We start from the raw sequence: 23183 nt of genomic DNA, 5'->3' as shown, positions 1-23183 counted from the left end.
AGCAAACGATAATTGCTCTTATTCAAACCGCCCCGCCCTGTTAGACTTTGCGCCTTGATTTTTTCCACCGTCGCTCGTCTTCCAGGATTACCGATGCTCCGTTTGCCGCTTCGCCTGTCTGTACTCTTGATGGCTGTGGGCCTGAGTGCCTGCGATGACACCCCGCCGCCGACGTTTACCCAGGCCGAGCCCGGTGAGGCCCGTTCGGGAGGCGGCACAACGGTGCGCAAGAGCGACCAGAATGCCTTTTCACTGCCATCGGCCAACCTGGCACCGACCCGCCGCCTGGACTTCAGCGTCGGCAACAGTTTTTTCCGCAACCCCTGGGTGATCGCCCCGGCCACCACCACCGCCCGTGATGGGCTGGGACCGCTGTTCAACACCAACGCCTGCCAGAACTGCCATATCAAGGACGGTCGCGGTCACCCGCCCGTACCTGACGCCAGCAATGCGGTATCGATGCTGGTGCGTTTGTCGATCCCGGATTCGCCGCCCTATGCCAAGGTCATCGAACAGATTGGCGTGGTGCCCGAGCCGGTCTACGGCGGGCAACTGCAGGACATGGCCGTGCCCGGCGTGGTCCCGGAAGGCAAGGTGCGGGTCGACTACACCCCGGTCAACGTCACGTTCAAGGACGGCACGGTGGTCGAGTTGCGCAAGCCGACCCTGCAAATCACCCAGCTCGGCTACGGGCCGATGCACCCGGATACGCGGTTTTCCGCGCGCGTGGCCCCACCGATGATCGGCCTGGGCTTGCTCGAAGCCATCAGCGACGCGGACATCCTGCAAAACGCCAGCAAACGCCCGGATAAAAACGGCGTGCTCGGCCGCCCGAACTGGGTCTGGGATGATGCCCAGCAAAAAACCGTGCTCGGGCGCTTTGGCTGGAAGGCCGGGCAACCGAACCTCAATCAACAAAATATTCACGCATTTTCTGGTGATATGGGCCTGACCACCCGTCTACGGCCGATGGACGACTGCACCGAGGCCCAGGTTGCCTGTAGGCAGGCGCCCAACGGCAATGGCGAAAATGGCGAGCAGGAAGTCAGCGATAACATCCTGCGCCTGGTGCTGTTCTACACCCGTAACCTGGCCGTACCCGCACGCCGTGATGTCAACGCGCAGCAGGTGCTGGCCGGCAAGAATCTGTTTTTCCAGGCTGGTTGCCAGGCGTGCCACACCCCCAAGTTCACCACCGCCGGCAATGCCGCCGAACCGGAACTGGCCAACCAGGTGATCCGTCCGTACAGCGACTTGCTGCTGCACGATATGGGCGAGGGCCTGGCCGATAACCGTACTGAATTCAAGGCCGGTGGCCGCGACTGGCGCACGCCGCCGTTGTGGGGCATTGGCCTGACGCAAAACGTCAGTGGCCACACCCAGTTCCTGCATGACGGCCGCGCCCGCAACCTGCTTGAAGCCGTGCTGTGGCACGGCGGTGAAGCCCAGGCGGCGCAACAACAGGTGTTGTCGTTTAACGCCGAGCAGCGCGCCGCGTTGCTCGCGTTCCTGAATTCTCTATAAGCTTTGCCCCAATTATTGAAGGGAGCTCGACATGTTCCGTCCCAAGTTGTTGTTCACCAGCCTGGCCGCCCTGGCCCTGGGCGCCTGCTCGCCGCAGGACCCGCAAGCAGTCACCTCGGCGGCCATCGCCAAGCAAGTGATCCTGCCGACCTACAGCCGCTGGGTCGAGGCTGACCGGCAATTGGCCGTCAGCGCCCTGGCCTATTGCCAAGGCAAGGAATCCCTGGAGACCGCCCGCGCCGACTTCCTCCATGCACAAAAAGCCTGGGCCGAGTTGCAACCGCTGCTGATCGGCCCGCTGGCCGAAGGCAATCGCGCCTGGCAGGTGCAGTTCTGGCCCGACAAGAAAAACCTCGTCGGCCGCCAGGTCGAGCAACTGGCCAGCGCCCAGCCGCAGATCGATGCCGCCGCCCTGGCCAAGTCCAGCGTGGTCGTGCAGGGCCTGTCGGCCTACGAATACATCCTGTATGACGCCAAGACCGATATCGCCAACGACGCCCAGAAAGCCCGCTACTGCCCGCTGCTGATTGCCATCGGCGAGCGCCAGAAACTGCTGGCCGAAGAGATTCTTACGAGCTGGAACAGCACCGACGGCATGCTCGCGCAGATGAGCAAGTTTCCTAACCAGCGCTACGCCGATTCCCACGAGGCCATCGCCGAGTTGCTGCGCGTGCAGGTCACGGCCCTGGACACCCTGAAGAAAAAGCTCGGCACACCGATGGGGCGCCTGTCCAAGGGTATCCCTCAGCCGTTCCAGGCCGATGCATGGCGCAGCCAGTCGTCCCTGCAAGGCTTGCGCGCCAGCCTCGCGGCGGCCCAGACCGTGTGGGTCGGGGTCGACAACAAGGGCCTGCGTGGCCTGCTGCCCGCCGACCAGAAGCCTTTGGCCGAGAAGATCGACGCCGCCTACGCCGCCGCCCTGAAGCTGTTCGACAGCAACCCGCGTTCGCTCAATGAACTGCTGGCCGACGACGCCGGGCGCGAGCAACTCAACGCACTCTACGACAGCCTCAACGTGGTCCACCGCCTGCACGAAGGCGAACTGGCCAAGGCGCTGGGCATCCAACTGGGCTTCAATGCCAACGACGGTGACTGATGATGCTCAGGCGACAGGCTTTGGCCATCGGCAGCGTGCTGCTCAGTGCAATCACCCTGGGCGGCTGGACGCTGTTCAAACGCAAGGGCGACAGCCCGCTGCTGCTGTCGGCCCGGGATGATGGTGATGGCAAGCACTACGCCGTGGGTTATCGCCTGGACGGCAGCCAGGTGTTCGCCACCCAGGTCGGCCAGCGCTGCCACGACATCATCAACCACCCGAGCCTGCCCATCGCCCTGTTCGTGGCCCGCCGCCCGGGCACCGAGAGCTATCTGGTGGACCTGCGCGACGGCACGCTGCTGCAAACCGTGACGTCCCAGGCTAACCGGCACTTCTATGGGCATGCGGTGATCCACAAGAGTGGCGACTGGCTGTATGCCACGGAAAACGACACCACCGACCCCGGTCGCGGCCTGTTGGGGGTGTATCGGTTTGAGGGTGAGCGCCTGGTGCACAGTGGCGAGATGTCCACCCACGGCATCGGCCCGCACCAGGTGTCGTGGATGCCGGATGGCGAGACCCTGATCGTGGCCAATGGTGGCATTCGCACCGAGGCCGAGAGCCGGGTCGAGATGAACCTCGACGCCATGGAACCCAGCCTGGTGTTGATGCAGCGTGACGGTACCCTGTTGAGCAAGGAAACCCTCGCCCAGCCGATGAACAGCGTGCGGCATATGGGGATCGCCAGCGATGGCACGATCCTCACCGGGCAACAGTTCATGGGGCCGTCCCAGGAGCGCTCCGAGCTGCTGGCGATCAAGCGTCCGGGGCAACCGTTCGTGGCGTTCCCGGTGGCGGACGAGCAGTTGCAGGCCATGGGGCACTACACCGCCAGCGTGGCCGTGCACAGCGAGCTACGCCTGGTGGCACTGACCGCGCCACGGGGTAACCGCTTTTTTATCTGGGACATGGACAGCGGCGAACTGCGCCTGGACGGGCCATTGCCCGACTGCGCCGGCGTGGGCGCGGTGGCGGACGGCTTTGTCGTGACCTCGGGCCAGGGCCGCTGCCGTTTCTACGATTGCCGGCAGCCCCAATGGGTGGCCAAGCCCCTGGATTTACCAGCCGGGTTTTGGGATAACCACCTGCATCTGATTTGACCTCCCCCCCGCGCCACCTGATCGCTCCCGGCCAACGCCCGGGAGCGTCTTCTCCTGCCCCGCCAGCACCAGGCATTTCTCCTACGAAGCATGTGAAAACGCCTCTCTACGGCAACCAACATTCTCACAGACACTCGCGAATTTACCCCTTATAGCACCCGCCTTTCTCGTGAAAACTGCGTGGCTCACCGGGCCAACGAGCGCGCCTGCCTGCTCGTCCATCGCCCCTCCCGCACGACATCGCCATCACAAGGAAGCAACTATGCCGGGTCGCCGGATGATTACCATGCTCAGCATCGTCCTGTTGGTCGTGCTGATGCTCGCCAGCTACAAGGCGTTCTGGGCTTACCAACAATTGCAACTTCTGCATGCGCCGAAGCCCCCCGTCAGCGTGGCGGTGTCCACGGCCCTCGAAAAGCCGTGGCAGCGCCAGTTGCCCGCAGCGGGCACGCTCAAGGCGTTGCAAGGTATCAACCTGAGTATCGAGGTGCCCGGCGTCGTCACCCAGTTGCACTTCGACTCGGGGCAAGAGGTCAAGGAAGGGCAAACCCTGCTGCAGCTCGAACACCAGACCGAGCAGGCTGAGTTGGAGGTGGCCCTGGCTGACCGGAGCCTGGCCCGGCAGAACTTTCAACGCGGCCGGGAACTGGTGGCGGTCAATGCCATTTCCAAAGGTGAGTTCGACCGGCTGTCCGCCGAGTTCAACCGCAACAATGCCGTCGTTGCACAACGCCGCACGACCCTGGAAAAAAAACGTATCGTCGCCCCGTTCAATGGCACCATTGGCATCCGCCAGGTCAACATCGGCGACTACCTGCAAAGCTCCACGGTGATCGCCAGCCTGCAGGATACCCATAGTCTCTACGTCGATTTCCATATCCCCGAGCAAGCCGTCCAACAGATCAAGATCGGACAGTCCGTGCGCATTGAGGTCTCGGCGCGGCCTGGGCTTTTCAGTTTCGCCACGGTCAGTGCCATCAACTCCATCGTCGATGACAACACGCGCAATGTGTTGGTACGCGCCACCCTGACCAACCCGCCCGACGACATGCTCCCGGGCATGTTCGCCCACTTGCAGGTGATGCTGGCCGACCCGGGCGCGCACATCGTGGTCCAGGAAAGCGCAATTGCCTACAGCCCCTATGGCGAATACGTGTACGTCGTGGTGCCGCGCAAAAACAGCGAAGGCCGCGACGAACTGGATGGCGAGGGCATGCCGGTCCTGATCGCCGAACAACGCCTGGTCGAAACCGGCGAGCGACGCGACGGCGACATCGTGATTACCAAGGGCCTGGCCAAGGGCGAACAAATCATCACGGCCGGCCAGATCAAACTGCAAAACGGCACCCCGGTGCACATCAGCTTCGACAGGAATCAACCCGATGAGCGACCACTGGCGGCACAACGGGAGAACGCTGAATGACGTTCACCGACCTGTTTATCCGCCGTCCCGTGCTGGCCCTGGTCGTCAGCCTGCTGATCCTGCTGCTGGGGTGGCAAGCCTGGGGGCAATTGCCGCTGCGCCAGTTCCCCCAGATGGAAAATGCGCTGATTACGGTGACCACGCTCTCTCCGGGCTCCAGTGCCGAAACCGTCCAGAGCTATATCACACAACCCCTGCAGAAAAGCCTGGCAAGCGCGCAAGGCATTGACTACATGCGCTCCTCCAGCCGGCAGAATGTGTCCATTATCTCCATCTATGGCCGGGTCGGTGCCGACAGCGATCGTTTATTCACCGAACTGCTGGCCAAGACCAATGAAGTGAGGAACCAGCTTCCCAAGGAGATTGAGGACCCGGTCCTGAGCAAAGTCGCGGCGGATAACACCGCGCTGATGTATCTGAGTTTTTCCAGCGACACCCTGAGCAATGCGCAAATCACCGACTTCCTGCTCCGCGTGATCCAGCCTCGACTGGTGACACTGCCGGGCATGGCCGAGGCCCAGATCATCGGCAACCAAAGCTTTGCCATGCGTGTGTGGCTCGATCCGCTGAAACTCGCGGGGTTTGGTTTGAGCGCCAGCGATGTGACGCACGCCATCAAGCGCTACAACGTACAGTCCATTGCCGGCGATGCCACCGGTGAACTTGTAGTCACCAGTGTGACGGCCAATACCGAGCTGCAATCGGCCGAGGGCTTCCGGGCCATCACCTTGAAAATCGACGGTGACAGCCAGGTCCGCCTCGGTGATGTGGCGCGGGTGGAATTGGGTTCGCAGAACTACGACAGCTTCAGTTCGTTCAATGGCCTGCCCGCGACCTATATCAGCATCAAACCGACCCCCGATGCCAACCCACTGGAGCTGGGCAAGCGCGTACGCGAGCTGATGCCCCTGCTGCAGACACAGTTACCGCCCCACCTGCATGCGGATATCGCCTACGACTCGACGCTGTATATCAACGCCTCTATTGACCATGTGCTGTCGAGCCTGATGGAAGCCATCCTGATTGTGGTGTTGGTGGTGTTCTTGTTTCTGGGTTCGTTACGCGCGGTGGTGATTCCCGTCATCACCATTCCCTTGTCGCTGGTCGGCACGCTGTTTTTCATGCAACTGATGGGCTACTCCATCAACGTCCTGACGCTGCTGGCCATGGTCTTGGCCATTGGCCTGGTGGTCGATGATGCCATTGTGATGATGGAGAACATCCATCGGCATATCGAAAGAGGCAGGTCCCCCCTTGAAGCCGCGATCAAGGGGGCGCGGGAGGTGTGCATGCCGGTGATCTCCATGACCATCACCCTGGCGGCGGTGTATGCGCCGATCGGCTTCCTGCAAGGCTTGACCGGCGCGCTGTTCAAGGAGTTCGCCCTGACCCTGGCCGGCGCCGTGGTGATTTCCGGCATCGTTGCCCTGACCCTGTCCCCCATGATGTGCGCCCTGTTGTTGCGCCCGGAACAACAGCCACAGGGCCTGCCGCTGCTCCTCGATCGCTTTTTCAATCATCTGAAGCACCGTTACCAGCGCCGCCTGCACCAGATCATGGAGGCGCAGTCGGTGGTCATCGTGTTCGCCCTGCTCATCCTTGGCCTGATCCCGGCCATGCTCACCTTCACCCTCTCGGAGCTGGCACCCGATGAAGACCAGGGCCTGATCTTTATCCTCGCCAACGCGCCGCAGCCGACCAACCTGGCCTACCTCAATCGCTACACCCAGGACTTTATCGAGCCGTTCAAGACCGTGCCCGAGTACCAGGCCTCCTTCCAGATCAATGGCCTCGATGGCGTGCACTCGGGGGTTGGCGGCTTTCAACTGCTGCCCTGGGACAAGCGCGAGCGCACACAAATGCAGGTGCTGGCGCAATTACGCGAGAAACTGGACAAGATCCCCGGCCTGCAGGTTTTTGCCTTTAACCTGCCCTCTTTGCCGGGTACGGGCGAGGGCCTGCCTTTTGGCTTTGTCATCAGTTCCCAGCAAGACCACAAATCGATGCTGGGCGTGGCCGAGCGCGTCAAGCAACGGGCGATCGACTCTGGGAAATTTGCCTACGTGGATATCGACCTGGCGTTCGACCGACCCGAAGTGGTGATCGACATTGACCGGGTCAAGGCCGCACAAATAGGCGTGTCCATGGAGGACCTGAGCCTGACCCTGGCCACCCTGCTGGCGGAAACGGAAATCAACCGGTTCAGGATTGATGGCAACCTCTACAAAGTGATCGCCCAGGTCGAGCGCACCTACCGCGACAACCCGGACTGGCTGAGCCACTACAACGTAAAAAATGCCAAAGGCCAATTATTGCCCCTGTCGACCTTGATCACCGTCTCCAAGCAACAGGTACGACCGCGGCAGTTGAATCAATTCCAGCAGCTCAATTCGGTGCTGGTCTCGGCTTACCCGATTGTCGGCATGAGCAACGCACTTGAAACCCTGCAAACCATCGCTGAAGAAGAGGCACCAGCCGGCTACACCTTCGACTATAGCAACGCCACGCGCCAGTTTGTCCAGGAGGGCAATGCGCTCTGGGGCACGTTCGGCCTCGCCCTGGCGATCATCGGCCTGGTGCTGGCGGCCCAGTTTGAAAGCCTGCGTGACCCCCTGGTGATCCTGGTGACGGTGCCGCTGTCGATCTGCGGCGCGTTGATTGCGTTGTTCCTCGGCTGGTCGACCCTGAACATCTACACACAAATCGGCCTGGTCACCTTGATCGGCCTGATCAGCAAGCACGGCATCCTGATCGTCGAGTTCGCCAACCAACTGCGCAAGGAACAGGGCCTGTCACCCCGCGTCGCCATCGAGGAAGCCGCCGCGATCCGCTTACGGCCGGTGCTGATGACCACCATCGCCACTGTGCTGGGGGTAATCCCCCTGGTGTTTTCCAGCGGGGCGGGCGCGGTCAGCCGCTTTGATATCGGCATGGTGATCGCCACCGGCATGTCGATCGGCACCTTGTTCACCTTGTTTGTCCTCCCGTCGGTGTATACGGCGCTGGCCAAACCTACACGCTGATACACGCCCCCAAGGAAAGGGCTGACACCCCTTTCCTACTCCTCCAAGCCCTTACAACCCGGGGGTTTGAGCCTGCCTGCCAACTGTGAAATTTACCAGTTGGAATCCCCCCGAAACTCAGAGTAATGTGCCGAATCGTTCGTCTTCGTCTGCCTCAGTTTTTTCCAAGGAACCGGAATATGCTGCGTCGTCGCATGCTGATCATGTTGGCCATTGTCCTGTTAATCGTCCTGCTGCTGGGAGGCTATAAGGCCTTTTCCATCTATCAGCAGATCCAGGTCTTTTCTGCGCCCAAACCGCCGATCAGCGTGGCGGTGGCCACGGCGGTCGAACACCCCTGGCAACAACGCCTGCCAGCGGTGGGCACGCTCAAGGCCTTGCAAGGGGTGAACCTGGCCCTGGAGATCGCCGGCACCGTCAAGGACGTGCAGTTCGAGTCCGGGCAGAAGGTCAAGGCCGGGCAACCTTTGGTGCAACTCGACAGCGCGGTGGAAGACGCCTTGCTGCAAACGGCCCAGGCCGACCTGGGCCTGGCCCAGCTCGATTACGGGCGCGGCAGCCAACTGGTGGGCAGCCAGGCAATCTCCAGGGGCGAGTTCGACCGGCTCTCGGCGCAACTGCAAAAGCACAAAGCCACGGTCAACCAACTCAAGGCATCCCTGGCCAAGAAACATATCGTCGCACCGTTCAGCGGCACCATCGGCATCCGTCAGGTGGATGTGGGCGACTACCTGGCCAGCGGCACGGTGATCGCCACCTTGCAGGACCTGAGCAGCCTGTACGTGGACTTCTATGTGCCCGAGCAATCGGTGCCCAAGCTGGCCATCGGCCAGGAGGTACAGGTGCACGTCTCGGCCTACCCCAAACAGACCTTCCCCGGCACCCTTAGCGCCATCAACCCCAAAGTCGAGAGCAGCACCCGTAACGTGCTGGTGCGGGCCACCCTGGCCAACCCGGACACTAAACTGCTACCGGGCATGTTCAGCAGCCTGCAAGTGCTGTTGCCCGATCCGCAAGCCCAGGTGGTGATACCGGAAAGTGCGATTACCTACACCCTCTACGGCAATTCGGCCTATGTGGTGGCGCAGAAAAAGGCCGCGGACGGCAGCCTCGAACAAGATGCCAGCGGCCAACCGATCCTGATTGCCGAACGGCGCTTTATCGAGACCGGCGAACGGCACGACGGCCTGGTGCTGGTCACCCAGGGCCTGAGCCGTGGCGAGCAAGTGGTCAGCGCCGGGCAGATCAAGCTCGACACCGGTGCGCATATTGCCATCACTGCGGATAAAAACCTGCCGGCCACCCCTGGCCTGCCTCTGCGCAACGACGGTTCAAGGAACTGAGCCATGGCGTTTACCGACACGTTTATCCGCCGCCCGGTGCTGGCCATGGTGGTCAGCCTGCTGATCGTGCTCCTGGGTTTGCAGGCCTACAGCAAACTGCCACTGCGCCAATACCCGTCCATGGAAAATGCCCTGATCACGGTGACCACCGCTTACCCCGGGGCCAATGCCGAGACGATCCAGGGCTACATCACACAGCCATTGCAGCAAAGCCTGGCGAGCGCCGAAGGCATCGACTACATGACCTCGGTCAGCCGCCAGAACTTCTCGGTGATTTCCATCTATGCACGGATCGGCGCCAACAGCGACCGCCTGTTCACCGAGCTGCTGGCCAAGGCCAACGAGGTCAAGAACAAACTGCCCCTGGACGCCGAAGACCCGGTGTTGAGCAAGGAAGCCGCGGATGCCTCGGCGCTGATGTATATCAGCTTCTCCAGCCAGCAACTGAGCAACCCGCAGATCACCGACTACCTGTCGCGGGTGATCCAGCCTAAGCTGGCGACCCTGCCCGGCATGGCCGAGGCCGAGATCCTCGGCAACCAGGTGTTTGCCATGCGCCTGTGGCTGGACCCGGTCAAGCTCGCGGGCTTTGGCCTGAGCGCCAGCGACGTGACCGATGCCGTGCGCCACTACAACTTCCTCTCCGCCGCTGGCGAGGTGAAGGGCGAATATGTGGTCACCAGCATCAACGCCAATACCGACCTGAAGACCGTCGAAGCCTTCGCCGCTATCACGGTGAAGACCGATGGCGACAGCCGGGTGCTGCTCGGCGATGTGGCCCGGGTGGAAATGGGCGCGGAAAACTACAACGCCATCAGCTCCTTTGGCGGCACGCCCTCGGTGTATATCGGCATCAAGGCCACGCCCAGCGCCAACCCGCTGGACGTGATCAAGGAAGTGCGCAAGCTGATGCCGGAGCTGGAATCCCAGTTGCCCCCCACTCTCAAGGCCGAAATTGCCTACGACGCCACGTTGTTTATCCAGGCCTCGATCAACGAAGTGATCAAGACCCTGTTTGAAGCAGTGCTGATCGTGATCGTCGTGGTGTTCCTGTTTCTCGGGGCGCTGCGCTCGGTGGTGATCCCGGTGGTCACCATCCCGCTGTCGATGATTGGCGTGCTGTTTTTCATGCAACTGATGGGCTACTCCATCAACCTGTTGACGCTGCTGGCGATGGTGCTGGCCATCGGCCTGGTGGTCGACGATGCCATTGTGGTGGTGGAGAACATCCACCGCCATATCGAAGACGGCAAGACGCCACTGGACGCAGCGCTGGAAGGTGCGCGGGAGATTGCCGTGCCGGTGGTGTCGATGACCATCACCCTGGCGGCGGTCTACGCGCCCATCGGCTTTCTTGAGGGGCTGACCGGGGCATTGTTCAAGGAGTTCGCCCTGACCCTGGCCGGGGCGGTGGTGATTTCCGGCATCGTTGCCCTGACTTTGTCCCCGATGATGTGTGCCCTGCTGTTGCGCCACGACGAAAACCCCACGGGCCTGGCCCATCGCCTGGACCTGATCTTCGAGGGCCTCAAGCGCCGCTACCAGAGCCTGCTGCACGGCACCCTGGACACTCGGCCGGTGGTGATTGTATTTGCCTTGATCGTGCTGTGCCTGATCCCGGTGTTCCTCAAGTTCACCCAGTCGCAACTGGCCCCGGACGAAGACCAGGGCATCATCTTCATGATGGCCAGCGCGCCGCAGCCGACCAACCTGGACTACCTGAACACCTACACCGATGAGTTCATCACGATCTTCAAGGACTTCCCGGAGTACTACTCCTCATTCCAGATCAATGGGTTCAACGGGGTGCAGTCGGGTATCGGCGGCTTCCTGCTCAAACCGTGGAACGAGCGCGACCGCACGCAGATGCAGATCCTGCCCGAGGTGCAGAAACGCCTGGAGCAGATTCCCGGCTTGCAGGTGTTCGGCTTCAACCTGCCGTCGCTGCCGGGCACCGGCGAAGGCCTGCCCTTCGGGTTTGTGATCAATACGCCGAATGACTATGAGTCATTGCTACAAGTGGCCACCCGCGTGAAGAAACGCGCCATGGAGTCGGGCAAGTTCGCCTTTGTGGATATCGACCTGGCGTTCGACAAGCCCGAGGTGGTGGTGGATATCGACCGCGCCAAGGCAGCACAGATGGGGGTGTCGATGCAAGACCTGGGCAACACCCTGGCGACCTTGCTGGCGGAGGCGCAGATCAACCGGTTCACCCTTGATGGGCGCAGCTACAAGGTAATCGCCCAGGTCGAACGGGCCTACCGCGACAACCCCGAGTGGCTGAACAATTACTACGTGAAAAACACCCGGGGCGAACTGTTGCCGCTGTCGACCCTGATCAGCGTCAGCGACCGCGCACGGCCACGCCAGCTGAACCAGTTCCAGCAACTCAACTCGGCACTGATCTCGGGTTTCCCGATTGTCAGCATGGGCGAGGCCATCGACACCGTGCGCCAGATCGCCCTCGAAGAAACCCCGGCCGGCTATGCCTTTGACTACAGCGGCGCGTCGCGCCAGTTCATCCAGGAAGGCAGCGCGCTGTGGGTCACCTTTGGCCTGGCGCTGGCAATCATCTTCCTGGTGCTGGCGGCGCAGTTCGAGAGCTTCCGTGACCCGCTGGTGATCCTGGTGACGGTGCCGCTGTCGATCTGCGGGGCGTTGATCCCGTTGTTCCTCGGCTGGTCGAGCATGAATATCTACACCCAGGTGGGGTTGGTGACGTTGATCGGGCTGATCAGCAAGCATGGGATCCTGATCGTCGAATTTGCCAACCAGTTGCGCAAGGACAAAGGCCTGACGCCCCGTGAAGCGGTGGAAGAGGCGGCGGCGATTCGCCTGCGCCCGGTCTTGATGACCACGGCGGCGATGGTGTTTGGGATGGTGCCGTTGATCCTGGCCACGGGGGCGGGGGCGGTCAGTCGGTTTGATATCGGGATGGTGATTGCTACGGGGATGTCTGTGGGGACGTTGTTTACTTTGTTTGTGTTGCCGTGTGTTTATACGTTGTTGGCCAAGCGTGATCCCTTGGCTGATTGAGGACATCTCCATTTCTGCGGTAATGGCGGCGATTGGCTGCGCCCTGACGGGGCGCACGTCCCTCTGTGGGAGCTGGCTTGCCAGCTCCCACAGAGGAATGCAGCTTCGCGCTCCGCTTCTGCTGTTGCTCTGTTTTAGCCGCCACCCGGGCAAAGCACGCAGCAACACGCAAAAAACAAAAGGCCCCGCACTGCGGGGCCTTTTACAGGGGCGTCAATCTATTCAACTCGCAGGCCTCATGCCCTGGGACATCCCAAACATAAACAGCAAAAGCTGATGATCAGGTTGTGTAACCCCAGCAGTCTTGGCGATACGCGGCAGCGGGCATTGCCCACCACTGTGCTCTGCGCTGAGGACTTCTGTGCGGGGCTGCTCCCAGGCAGCCAGGGCCAGGGAAGCGATGCCCAAGGCCCCCAACAGAAACAAACCTCGTGCTATTTCTAGCTTCATTAGGTTAAACCCTTGATAGCGCTGCCAAACGCCGTTTCGTAAAAGTAGCTGAGTTTTTGCCAGTCGGTGGCATTCCACGACGAATGGCGACGCAATTGCTGCATGTCATGGGCAGCGGCCCGGCGGGCGGTCAAACGTTGGCGGCACTTTTCAAGATCCAGCAGCGCCACGTCGACCGTCGCACCCTCACCCGCCCCGCTGACCCGCACGAAAATATGCTTGCTGTACAGGCAGCCATGCTGCCAGCGCCCCTTGTGCATCCGCGCCAGGGTTTGCGCCAATTCATCGAGCAGGCGCTCATGCGCCAGCTCCCCGCATTGCTCGCGGCCACCAGCGGCGTACCAGCTGTCGATGTCCGTAAAACCCTCCAATGCCGCCGTCACCAGCAAGGCCGTCCACTGCTGGTCCCGATCGCGACGGGCACCACAAAACACCAGTTCCGGGACGCCCACATCCAGCAAGCGCAGGCCCCTGAGCGCATCACGCTCGCGCAGTACCGTAGGCCGCCCAAAGGGATGCAGCCAACTGCGGTAGGTATGGCCGGTCTGGCGCTTGCTGTAGAGCAGGCGCCCCTGGGTACCGATCACCCGCTGTACGCCGCTTTCGCCACCCCGCCGTCGATTGGGTTCCTCGACCCATTCGCCCTGCTGTTGCCAGAAATAATCGAACCGCTCTTCGGGAGCTACGTGACTGCCTGCTACGCACTCAACTGCCATCCTGTTACCTCTTGCGCAATACATACACACGCCACATGGCGTACAGCGGTATGAAGTCCAAATACTCCTGGACGCGGAAACCAGCTTGCTCAAACTCAGCCTCAACAGTAGCAGCCGGTAACACAAATCGATTTCGGTAACTGTCCTGCTCACTTTTTTGGCGGCGCTGCTCTTCCAGGCGCTTGCGTTTCCAGGCCTTGAAATTGCCATCCACCCACAACGAGACAATCACGCTATCGCGGGTAACTCGTTGAAATTCCTTCAATATCGCCATGCGGTGCGCAGGCTCGCCAATGTGGTGCAACAGGCGCATGCAGAAAATGCTGTCCACGGCGTTATCTGGCAAATCGATATCAAAGGCAGATGTCTGCAAGGGCCGTACCTGCTTGACCACCTCGGCCGGCTGCGCACCCATGGCGATGTTGAGCATGGACTCGGAATTGTCCGCACCGATAATGATCCGGTTGGGCTTTTCGGCCAGCAACGGCCAGAAACGCCCGGCCCCGCACGGCAGGTCCAATACCAGGCCAGGCTCACCGGCCATCGCCAGCGCACCACGGGCCAATTGTTCATCACGTTTGTGAGACAGACGGCGCGACAGGGTGTCCTGATGTTTAAGCAAATATTCCTGAGCGTGCTGGTCGTCGTACTTTGCGGAAAATTCAAGCTTGATTGGGGTAGCCATCAACAGCTCTCCTGGACTGATGCCGACAACCTTAAGCAGTCGTGCGTCATCCGCAGGTCAACCCTTTGTGAAAAAAACGTCCCGTCTAATCCTAAAGAATTACAAAGTTTTACAGGGAAAAAGCATGGCATAAAGCCATTTGCCCCCGAGAGCAGGGGCAGGCAAGGGGTCAGGTTTTGATTGGGTTCAATTCAACCTGGAAGCGGCAACCACTGGGCTCCATGGTGCTGAGGCTGACCACCCAGCCCTGGCTCTCGCAGATGCGCTGGACCAGCGACAAACCCAGGCCCAGGCCGTCACCGCGCTTTTCGTTGCCGCGCACAAACGGCTCGAACATGGCCTCGCGCTTGTCTTCGGGAATCCCCACGCCACTGTCTTCCACCACAAAACCGGTGGGCTCCAGGGTCAGGCGAATAAACCCCTGCTCGGTGTAATGCAGGGCATTGCGCAACAGGTTGCCCATGACCGCATGCAGGAAGGTGGCGTTGTAGCGGGTGTCGAGTGGGTTGCCCGGTTGGAAGAACAACTCGATGCCCTTGCGCTCGATGGGTTCGCGCCAGATCCCCAGCAAGCCCTCCGCGACCTCGGCCAGGTTGACCTGGGGTGACATCGTGGTGTCATCATGCTGGGCACGGGCCAGCATCAGGAAGGTCTGCACCAGCTCGCGCATTTCCTCGCAGGCCCGAGCGATACGCTCGACCTGTTTGCGCCCCCGTGAATCGATCGCCGGGTTTTCCAGCAGCAGTTCGCAGGAACTGGCCAGCACCATCAAGGGGGTGCGCAGTTCATGGCTGACATCGCTGGTGAACAAGCGCTCACGGGTCAGCGCCTGGCGCAGGCGGCCAAGGGTGGCGTCGAAGGCCACTGCCAACTCGCCCACTTCGTCGGCCGCGTAGTCCGGGGCCAGCGGTGGGGCCAGGCCCAATAGCTGGTCGCGATGGCGCACCTGGCGCGCCAGGCGTACGACCGGTGCCATCACCTTGCGGGCCAGAACCCAGCCGAGGAATACCGCCAGCGCCAGGCTGAGGACAAACCCCACCAGCACCACCGCAAACAGTACGCGCTCGCGCTCTTCAAAATCACTCTGGTCTTGCAGCAGGACATACCGCCGGCCGTCGACGATCTCGACCATGGCATGGTAGGAAAGCTCTTCGCGAAAGACTTCATGAAAGCCGGCATCCAGATGCCGCAAGTCCTTGGGCAGTTGAAAATCCCCACGCCCGCCGCTGAAGTAGAACAACTGGTCCGGCTCAGGGCGGTGGCGCCAGTCCTCGACGCTGTCCATCAACAGCAGGCGTTGCAGGTCGCCGCCCAGGCCCGCTGAAATCAGTTTTTCTTCTACCAGGTGCACCGTGGCCACGATGCCCATGGCGAAGGCTCCCGCCACCAGCGCGCTCATCAGCGCAAAGGCGATGATGATCCGCTGGGCAAGGCTTTGCCTAAACTCCATCACGGCCCTCTGCCAGGCGGTAGCCCACACCATGCACGGTTTGCAGCAACGGTTTGGCGAAAGGCTTGTCGATCACCTGGCGCAATTGGTGGACATGGCTGCGCAGGCTGTCGCTGTCCGGGCAGTCATCGCCCCACAGGGCCTCTTCAAGCACTTCGCGGCGCAGGACATGCGGGCTTTTTTGCATCAACACCGCAAGCAGTTTCAGGCCGACCGGGTTGAGCTTGAGCAGACGTCCTTCGCGGGTCACTTCCAGGGTGTCGAGGTCGTAGGACAGGTCGCCGACCTGCAGCTCCCGCCGACCGCCACCCTGGGCACGACGCAGTACCGCTTCGATGCGCGCAGCCAGCTCCGACAGGGCAAACGGCTTGAGCAGGTAGTCGTCGGCACCCGATTTGAAGCCTTGCAGACGGTCGTCCAATTGATCGCGGGCGGTGAGCATGATCACCGGCGTATCGCGGCGCGCGTCTTCACGCAGGCGTTTGCACAGGGTGTAGCCATCAATCCCGGGCAACATGATATCGAGCACGATCAGGTCGTAATGCTCGGTGGCGGCCAGGTGCAGGCCTGACAAGCCGTCCTGCGCACAGTCTACGGTGTAGCCCTTGAGCCCCAGGTAATCGGCCAGGTTGGCCAGAATATCGCGGTTGTCTTCAACCAATAAAATTCGCATGGGCAGTGTCTCCGTACGCGGTAGCGGCCGTGTTGGCTCGCGCAGCTTAAGGCCAAGCCGGGCTTACCGCTAGGCCTGACAGGCTAACCTATTACTCTTTTCAACTGATTGCCTGGCGTAACGAGTTTTTCACTATCGGTTCACAGCTTGACTACAGTACCCGAGTGAAAATCGCCCCCCATTGATATAAGGAAGTTAGATATGGGTTTTATCAAAACTGCGCCAATGCGCTATTTGCTGTTGGTGACCGGCACCTGGCTGGTCATTTTTTTGTTGACCCGCAGCGTCTTGCTCGTCACCCACCTGGATGAAGTCAGCGGTAACCTGCTGCCGGTGTTCGGTGTAGGCCTGCTCTACGACCTGGGCTTCCTGGCCTATGCCGCGCTGCCCTTGGGCCTGTACCTGCTGCTGTGCCCGCCCGCGTTATGGCGGCGGCGTGGCCATCGCTGGTTCCTGCAAGGGGTACTGACCGTCAGCCTGTTCGCCATGCTGTTCACCTCAGTGGCCGAATGGTTGTTCTGGGATGAGTTCGGGGTGCGCTTCAACTTTATCGCCGTCGATTACCTGGTGTATTCCGACGAGGTACTGAACAACCTGCTGGAGTCCTACCCCATCGGCAAACTGTTGAGCCTGTTGGCGGTGCTGGCGATTGTCTTGAGCCTGGCCTTGCGCAAACTGTTCAACGCAGCCCTCGACTCGCCCCTGCCGGCCATGCGTGGGCGCTTGCTCAATGCCTTGGGACTGCTGGTGGTTGCCGGCCTGAGCCTGCAAGTGATCAGCCAGGACAGCCCGCGCACCCAGGGTGGCAACGCCTATAACAACGAGTTGGCCAGCAATGGCCCATACCAGTTCTTCGCGGCGTTCCGTAACAACGAACTGGACTACAGCCAGTTCTACAAAAGCCTGCCGAGCGATACCGTGGCCCGCCAGCTACGCGCGGAGCTGAGCGAGCCCAATGCCCGCTTCATCGGCAGCGACCCGCTGGATATCCGCCGCACCATCGATAACCCCGGCACCCTGCGCAAACCCAATATAGTGCTGGTGACCATCGAAAGCTTCAGCGCCAAATACATGGGCAGCAATGGGGATGCACGCAACCTGACGCCCAACCTCGACGCACTGCGCAAGCAGAGCCTGTACTTCAACAACTTCTACGCCACCGGCACCCGTACCGACCGCGGTCTGGAAGCCATTACCCTGGCCATCCCGCCCACACCGGGGCGCTCCATCGTCAAGCGCATTGGCCGGGAAAGCGGCTTTGCCAGCCTGGGCCAGCAGCTCAAGGGCATCGGCTATGACAGCGTGTTTGTGTATGGCGGTCGCGGCTACTTCGACAATATGAATGCGTTTTTCAGCGGCAACGGTTACCGGGTGGTCGACCAGAGCAGTGTCGCCGAATCCGACATCAGTTTTAAGAACGCCTGGGGCATGGCCGATGAAGACCTGTACAACCAGACCCTGAAACTGGCGGATGCCGACTACGCCAAACAACAACCGTTCCTGCTGCAGCTGATGACCACGTCCAACCACCGCCCCTACACTTACCCGGATGGCAGGATCGATATCAAGTCCGGCAATGGTCGCGACGGTGCGGTGAAATACACCGACTACGCCATCGGCCAGTTCCTGCAGGCTGCGCGCCAAAAACCGTGGTTTGACAATACGATCTTCGTGTTTGTCGCCGACCACACCGCCGGCAGCGCGGGCAAGGAAGACTTGCCCATTGCCAACTACCAGATTCCGTTGTTTATCTATGCGCCGAAATTGATCGAGGCCCGGGAAAGCGCGCAACTGGCTAGCCAGATCGACCTCGCCCCGACACTTCTGGGGCTGCTGAACCTGAGCTATGAATCGACGTTTTTCGGGCGCAACCTGTTGCAGGACAACCCGCTGCCACCGCGCGTGGTGGTCGGCAACTATCAGCACCTGGGCCTGTTTGATGGCACCAACCTGGCAATCCTTAGCCCGCGCCAAGGCCTGCGTCGCCATGACCAGGCCCTGGGTGCAAGCCAGGAGTCCCGGGTTGACAGCAATGACCCGTTGATCCAGCGCGCGATCACTTACTACCAAACGGCCAGTTATGACTTCAAGCACCACCTGCTGAACTGGAAAGCCCCGAAAGACCCGGCCCTCAACTGAGCCAACAGTGCCCCGATAAGCGCCCATGAAAAAGCCCCGCCTGATCACTCAGGCGGGGCTTTTATGCATCAGGGGTAAGGCTGGCTTACATCATGCCGCCCATACCGCCCATGCCACCCATGCCGCCCATGTCTGACATACCGCCGCCAGCCGGGGCTTCTTTCTTCGCTTCAACGATCGCAGCTTCAGTGGTCAGGACCAGACCGCCGATGGAGGATGCCGCTTGCAGCGCGGAACGAGTCACCTTGGTAGGGTCCAGGATGCCCATTTCAATCATGTCACCGTAGATGCCAGTCGCAGCGTTGTAACCGTAGTTACCTTTGCCGTTCTTGACTTCGTTGACTACAACGCTTGGCTCGTCGCCGGAGTTGGCAGCGATCTGGCGCAGCGGTGCTTCAACAGCACGACGCAGTACAGCAATACCCACGTTCTGGTCAGCGTTGTCGCCGGTCAGGTTAGTCAGCGCTTCCAGAGCACGGATCAGCGCAACGCCACCGCCAGGTACCACGCCTTCTTCAACGGCTGCGCGGGTTGCGTGCAGGGCGTCTTCAACGCGGGCTTTCTTCTCTTTCATTTCTACTTCGGAACCCGCGCCAACCTTGATCACTGCAACGCCGCCAGACAGCTTGGCCAGGCGCTCTTGCAGTTTTTCACGGTCGTAGTCGGACGAAGTTTCGGCAACCTGGGCACGGATCTGGGTGATGCGCGCCTGGATGTCCTGCTCTACGCCAGCACCGTCAACGATGATGGTGTTTTCCTTGGAGATGGTCACGCGCTTGGCGCTACCCAGGTTTTCCAGGGTGGCGCTTTCCAGGCTCAGGCCGATCTCTTCGGAGATAACGGTGCCGCCGGTCAGGACGGCGATGTCCTGCAGCATGGCCTTGCGACGGTCGCCGAAGCCCGGAGCCTTGACGGCTGCGACTTTAACGATGCCACGCATGTTGTTCACCACCAGAGTCGCCAGGGCTTCGCCTTCAACGTCTTCGGAAACGATCAGCAGTGGACGGCCGGCTTTGGCAACGGCTTCCAGTACTGGCAGCATTTCGCGGATGTTCGAGATCTTTTTGTCGACCAGCAGGATCAGCGGGCTGTCCAGCTCGGCAACCATGGTCTCTGGCTTGTTGACGAAGTAAGGGGACAGGTAGCCACGGTCGAACTGCATGCCTTCTACAACCGACAATTCGTTTTCCAGGCCAGTGCCTTCTTCAACGGTGATCACGCCTTCTTTACCGACTTTTTCCATGGCTTCGGCAATGATGTCGCCGATGGAGCTGTCGGAGTTGGCAGAGATGGTACCTACCTGAGCGATGGCCTTGGTGTCAGCGCAAGGCTTGGACAGGTTTTTCAGCTCAGCAACGATGGCGATGGTCGCCTTGTCGATGCCGCGCTTGAGGTCCATCGGGTTCATGCCGGCAGCGACGGCTTTGTAGCCTTCGTTGACGATGGCCTGAGCCAGAACGGTGGCGGTGGTGGTGCCGTCGCCTGCGTCATCGTTGGCACGGGAGGCAACGTCTTTGACCAGCTGCGCGCCCATGTTCTCGAAACGGTCTTCCAGTTCGATTTCTTTGGCGACGGAAACGCCGTCCTTGGTGATGGTCGGAGCGCCGAAGCTCTTCTCGATGATCACGTTACGGCCTTTCGGGCCCAGGGTCGCTTTTACTGCGTCAGCCAGGATGTTGACACCGGTGAGCATTTTTTTACGGGCGGAATCGCCGAATTTAACTTCTTTAGCAGCCATGATCGATATTCCTTAAATACTTTGTAGTAACGGGAAAATGAGCGGGAAATCAGTCTTCCAGAATGGCGAGGATCTCGTTCTCAGCCATCACCAGCAGATCTTCGCCGTCGACTTTCACAGTGTTGCTGCCGGAGTAAGGACCGAATACAACCTTCTCACCCACTTTCACATGCAGCTCACGTACTTGACCGTTTTCCAGGGGCTTGCCTGGGCCAACTGCGAGGATCACACCGTGGTTGGCTTTTTCAGCAGCCGAACCTGGCAGAACGATACCGCCAGCGGTTTTCTTTTCTTCTTCGCTGCGACGGATAACGACGCGGTCGTGCAGAGGACGAAGCTTGCTCATTGTCGATCTCTCCTAATTGTAAGTTTCATCGGCCGGTATCAGTACCGGCTGGTTGTATTCCGGCGGTGCCGGTCGCGCTTCGCCAAGCGAAACGCGGAAGTCTGTCTGGTGTCGCCACCAGAAACCTTGCGGTGACCGTTACATAAGGGCGTATATGCTTATTACAAGGGCCGCAGGTGAAATTTTTTGTGTCGGCCGGCACCCGAAGGTGCCGGGCCAGGGATGGCATTACTTGGAGTCGCGGTGCTCGAACTCGCCTTCGATCACATCACCTTCACGCCCCAGCGGCTGGCGAGGTGCCGGGCCGCCACGGGGCTGCAGGTCATCGGCAAAGGCGCGCTGGCGGATCGCCGCTTCTTCGGCACGCTGGCGCATCTTGCCCGCCAGCAAGCGACGGGTGAAGGGCAGCAGCAGGATCAAGCCCAGCACATCGCTGACAAAACCCGGCAGGATCAGCAGGCCACCGGCCAAGGCCATCATCAGGCCTTCGAGCATGGTCTGGGCCGGCAATTCGCCACGGTTCAGGCTTTCACGGGCACGCAGTGCCGTGGCCAGGCCAGCGATGCGCAGCACAAACACGCCGAGCATCGAGCCGAGAATGATCAGCAGCAGCGCCGGGAAAAACCCGATAGCCCCGCTGACCTTGACGAATACGAACAGCTCCAGCACCGGAAACAGCAGAAAGAGCAATAAAAAAGGGCGCATCAAATGGTTCCTCAACGCAAGAATGCCTTGCTACTAGACCTTAAATGACGTCGCCCTTTCGTGAATTCAAGCGTGCATGCCGGCTTTTTTCGGCCAGGCGTCGGCGTGAGCCAGGAAAACCAGGGCCTCGCGCACTTGTGTCGGCGTGTTGCAAGTCTGCGCAAAAGGCAACCAGTGCAGGCCCTGGCCGATGCGCAAGTGCATGCCTTCGCTGTCGATACCGGCCAATTGCGCCGGCTCGAAGGTCGGCAGGCCGGCCAGTTCGACATAGTGGGCAATGGCCTTGGTGTGATCGCTGTTCATGTGCTCGATCATGCTCAGCTCGGCCTTGCCGGCGAACGGGTTGGCCAGGTTCAACTGATCGACCCAGTGGATCGCCCCGAAACCGCCGATATAGCGATGGCGCACCGGCTTGAGGACCCAGAAGTCGAAGTCATGGGCCTTGTGGTAGTTCGCCGAATCCGGGAAGTACCGGTAGTAACGCTCGGCGGCAGCGGCAATGGCGGCCTCGTCGTCGAGCTTTTCGGCCTCGGCCAGGTAGGTCAGGCGCCCCACGGCCTGCACATCCTCGGCCTCGCGCTCGCCCACCAGCAACGAGCATTTAGGGTCTTTTTGCAGGTTGTGGGTGTGCTGGGCGATACGGCTGATCAGGATCAGCGGCCGGCCCTCGGCGTCCAGGCAGTAAGGCACCACCGAACCAAAGGGGAAGCCGGGCATGGCCTTGGAGTGGGTGGCGAGCGCCCCACGGTATTCCTTGAGCAGTAGTTCTCGGGCATTCTGGGCTACGTGGACGCTCAACTTATGACTCCTTCGATAAATTCCGTCAAAAAACGGACTTGGGCAACCGCTTAAATCTGCTCACAGGACATGCGAATGCATCTCAACGACAAAGTAATCATTATCACCGGCGGTTGCCAGGGGCTGGGCCGTTCCATGGCCGAGTATTTTGCAAGCAAAGGGGCCCACCTGGCGCTGGTGGACCTCAACCAGGAAAAGCTCGATGGAGCAGTGGCGGCCTGCCAGTCCCATGGCGTTACCGCGCGCAGCTATCTCTGTAATGTGGCGGATGAAGAACAGGTGATCCATACCGTGGCCCGGATCGCCGATGATTTCGGCGCGATCCATGGTTTGATCAACAACGCCGGGATCCTGCGCGATGGCCTGCTGCTCAAGGTCAAGGACGGCGAAATGACCAGGATGAGCCTGGCCCAGTGGCAGGCGGTGATCGACGTCAACCTGACCGGCGTGTTCCTCTGCACCCGCGAAGTGGCGGCGAAGATGGTGGAACTGAACAACCACGGCGCCATTATCAACATTTCGTCAATCTCCCGGGCGGGTAATGTCGGCCAGACCAACTATTCGGCGGCCAAGGCCGGCGTGGCAGCGGCGACGGTGACCTGGGCCAAGGAACTGGCACGCTATGGCATCCGCGTGGCGGGCATTGCCCCAGGCTTTATCGAGACCGAGATGACCCTGGGCATGAAGCCCGAGGCGCTGGAGAAGATGACGGCGGGGATTCCCCTCAAGCGCATGGGCCGCCCGGAAGAGATCGCCCATTCGGCAGCGTATATCTTCGAGAACGACTATTACACCGGGCGCATTCTGGAGATGGATGGGGGGTTGCGCCTGTAACTGGTACCGCACATTCTAATGTGGGAGCGGGCTTGTGTGGGAGCGGGCTTGCCCGCGATAGCGGTGGGTCAGTTGATAAATATTTAACTGACCCACCGCTATCG

General features: G+C 60.8%; 18 protein-coding genes. 9 read left to right on the top strand and 9 right to left on the bottom strand.

The annotated features are described in order from the left end of the window. Window positions 1-93: 93 nt before the first annotated feature. From AC07W7_RS16760 to AC07W7_RS16730, 7 genes are all read left to right on the top strand, one after another. Complete coding sequence (locus AC07W7_RS16760; protein WP_495039730.1) at window positions 94-1524, top strand: di-heme oxidoreductase family protein; 1431 nt, start codon at window positions 94-96, stop codon at window positions 1522-1524. Window positions 1525-1555: 31 nt separating this feature from the next. After that, a complete protein-coding gene (locus tag AC07W7_RS16755; RefSeq protein WP_076961856.1) occupies window positions 1556-2620 on the top strand; it encodes an imelysin family protein in 1065 nt (354 codons plus the stop codon). A 2-nt stretch (window positions 2621-2622) separates the two neighbouring features. After that, window positions 2623-3720: a DUF1513 domain-containing protein gene (locus tag AC07W7_RS16750; protein ID WP_076961855.1), complete on the top strand. Its 1098-nt coding sequence runs from the start codon at window positions 2623-2625 to the stop codon at window positions 3718-3720. Between the two features lie 262 nt (window positions 3721-3982). Next, window positions 3983-5143: an efflux RND transporter periplasmic adaptor subunit gene (locus AC07W7_RS16745; protein WP_099167817.1), complete on the top strand. Its 1161-nt coding sequence runs from the start codon at window positions 3983-3985 to the stop codon at window positions 5141-5143. Continuing rightward, window positions 5140-8166, top strand: coding sequence for a multidrug efflux RND transporter permease subunit (locus AC07W7_RS16740; protein WP_099167816.1), 3027 nt, complete (start codon window positions 5140-5142; stop codon window positions 8164-8166). Before AC07W7_RS16745 ends, AC07W7_RS16740 begins: the two co-directional genes overlap by 4 nt. Before the next feature lie 179 nt (window positions 8167-8345). Then, on the top strand, window positions 8346-9509 hold the full coding sequence (locus AC07W7_RS16735; protein ID WP_495039729.1) for an efflux RND transporter periplasmic adaptor subunit: 1164 nt from the start codon (window positions 8346-8348) through the stop codon (window positions 9507-9509). Window positions 9510-9512: 3 nt separating this feature from the next. Then, entirely contained in the window at window positions 9513-12545 is a 3033-nt protein-coding gene (locus AC07W7_RS16730) for a multidrug efflux RND transporter permease subunit (protein ID WP_495039728.1), read from the top strand. Window positions 12546-12767: 222 nt separating this feature from the next. Here AC07W7_RS16730 and AC07W7_RS16725 read toward each other — a convergent pair whose 3' ends face one another. The 5 genes from AC07W7_RS16725 to colR all read right to left on the bottom strand — a co-directional run bounded on the left by AC07W7_RS16725 (window position 12768) and on the right by colR (window position 16519). Next, window positions 12768-12995 carry a hypothetical protein gene (locus AC07W7_RS16725; protein ID WP_076961850.1) on the bottom strand — a complete coding sequence of 76 codons (228 nt, stop codon included), beginning with the start codon at window positions 12993-12995 and terminating at the stop codon, window positions 12768-12770. Further along, window positions 12995-13711 (bottom strand): lipopolysaccharide kinase InaA family protein, encoded by a 717-nt coding sequence (locus AC07W7_RS16720; protein ID WP_076961849.1) that lies wholly within the window; start codon window positions 13709-13711, stop codon window positions 12995-12997. Before AC07W7_RS16720 ends, AC07W7_RS16725 begins: the two co-directional genes overlap by 1 nt. A gap of 4 nt (window positions 13712-13715) precedes the next feature. Then, window positions 13716-14396 (bottom strand): class I SAM-dependent methyltransferase, encoded by a 681-nt coding sequence (locus AC07W7_RS16715; RefSeq protein ID WP_076961848.1) that lies wholly within the window; start codon window positions 14394-14396, stop codon window positions 13716-13718. A 169-nt stretch (window positions 14397-14565) separates the two neighbouring features. Beyond that, window positions 14566-15846, bottom strand: coding sequence for a sensor histidine kinase (locus AC07W7_RS16710; RefSeq protein ID WP_236309709.1), 1281 nt, complete (start codon window positions 15844-15846; stop codon window positions 14566-14568). Beyond that, window positions 15836-16519, bottom strand: coding sequence for a two-component system response regulator ColR (colR, locus tag AC07W7_RS16705; protein WP_029295378.1), 684 nt, complete (start codon window positions 16517-16519; stop codon window positions 15836-15838). The genes AC07W7_RS16710 and colR overlap by 11 nt, the downstream gene beginning before the upstream one ends. Before the next feature lie 201 nt (window positions 16520-16720). On the opposite strand from colR, the gene AC07W7_RS16700 reads away from it, so the two are divergent. Beyond that, complete coding sequence (locus AC07W7_RS16700) at window positions 16721-18658, top strand: LTA synthase family protein (RefSeq protein WP_169864470.1); 1938 nt, start codon at window positions 16721-16723, stop codon at window positions 18656-18658. An 85-nt stretch (window positions 18659-18743) separates the two neighbouring features. Here the strand turns inward: AC07W7_RS16700 and groL are convergent, their stop codons facing one another. From groL to AC07W7_RS16680, 4 genes are all read right to left on the bottom strand, one after another. Next, window positions 18744-20396 carry a chaperonin GroEL gene (groL, locus tag AC07W7_RS16695; RefSeq protein WP_169864468.1) on the bottom strand — a complete coding sequence of 551 codons (1653 nt, stop codon included), beginning with the start codon at window positions 20394-20396 and terminating at the stop codon, window positions 18744-18746. A 49-nt stretch (window positions 20397-20445) separates the two neighbouring features. Further along, the gene (locus AC07W7_RS16690; RefSeq protein ID WP_495039727.1) at window positions 20446-20742 is read right to left on the bottom strand and encodes a co-chaperone GroES; all 297 of its coding nucleotides are present in this window, start codon (window positions 20740-20742) and stop codon (window positions 20446-20448) included. Window positions 20743-20970: 228 nt separating this feature from the next. Beyond that, the gene (locus AC07W7_RS16685; protein ID WP_076961844.1) at window positions 20971-21447 is read right to left on the bottom strand and encodes an FxsA family protein; all 477 of its coding nucleotides are present in this window, start codon (window positions 21445-21447) and stop codon (window positions 20971-20973) included. A gap of 66 nt (window positions 21448-21513) precedes the next feature. Further along, entirely contained in the window at window positions 21514-22245 is a 732-nt protein-coding gene (locus AC07W7_RS16680; protein ID WP_495039726.1) for a HugZ family pyridoxamine 5'-phosphate oxidase, read from the bottom strand. A 75-nt stretch (window positions 22246-22320) separates the two neighbouring features. Between AC07W7_RS16680 and AC07W7_RS16675 the strand changes: the two genes are divergently transcribed. Next, a complete protein-coding gene (locus AC07W7_RS16675; RefSeq protein ID WP_099167809.1) occupies window positions 22321-23079 on the top strand; it encodes an SDR family oxidoreductase in 759 nt (252 codons plus the stop codon). Window positions 23080-23183: the final 104 nt, after the last annotated feature.

It is taken from the genome of Pseudomonas sp. GW821-FHT01D09, from assembly GCF_059422465.1.
Note: the sequence above shows the minus strand (reverse complement) of the source record. Positions and strands in the feature narration are given on the sequence as shown.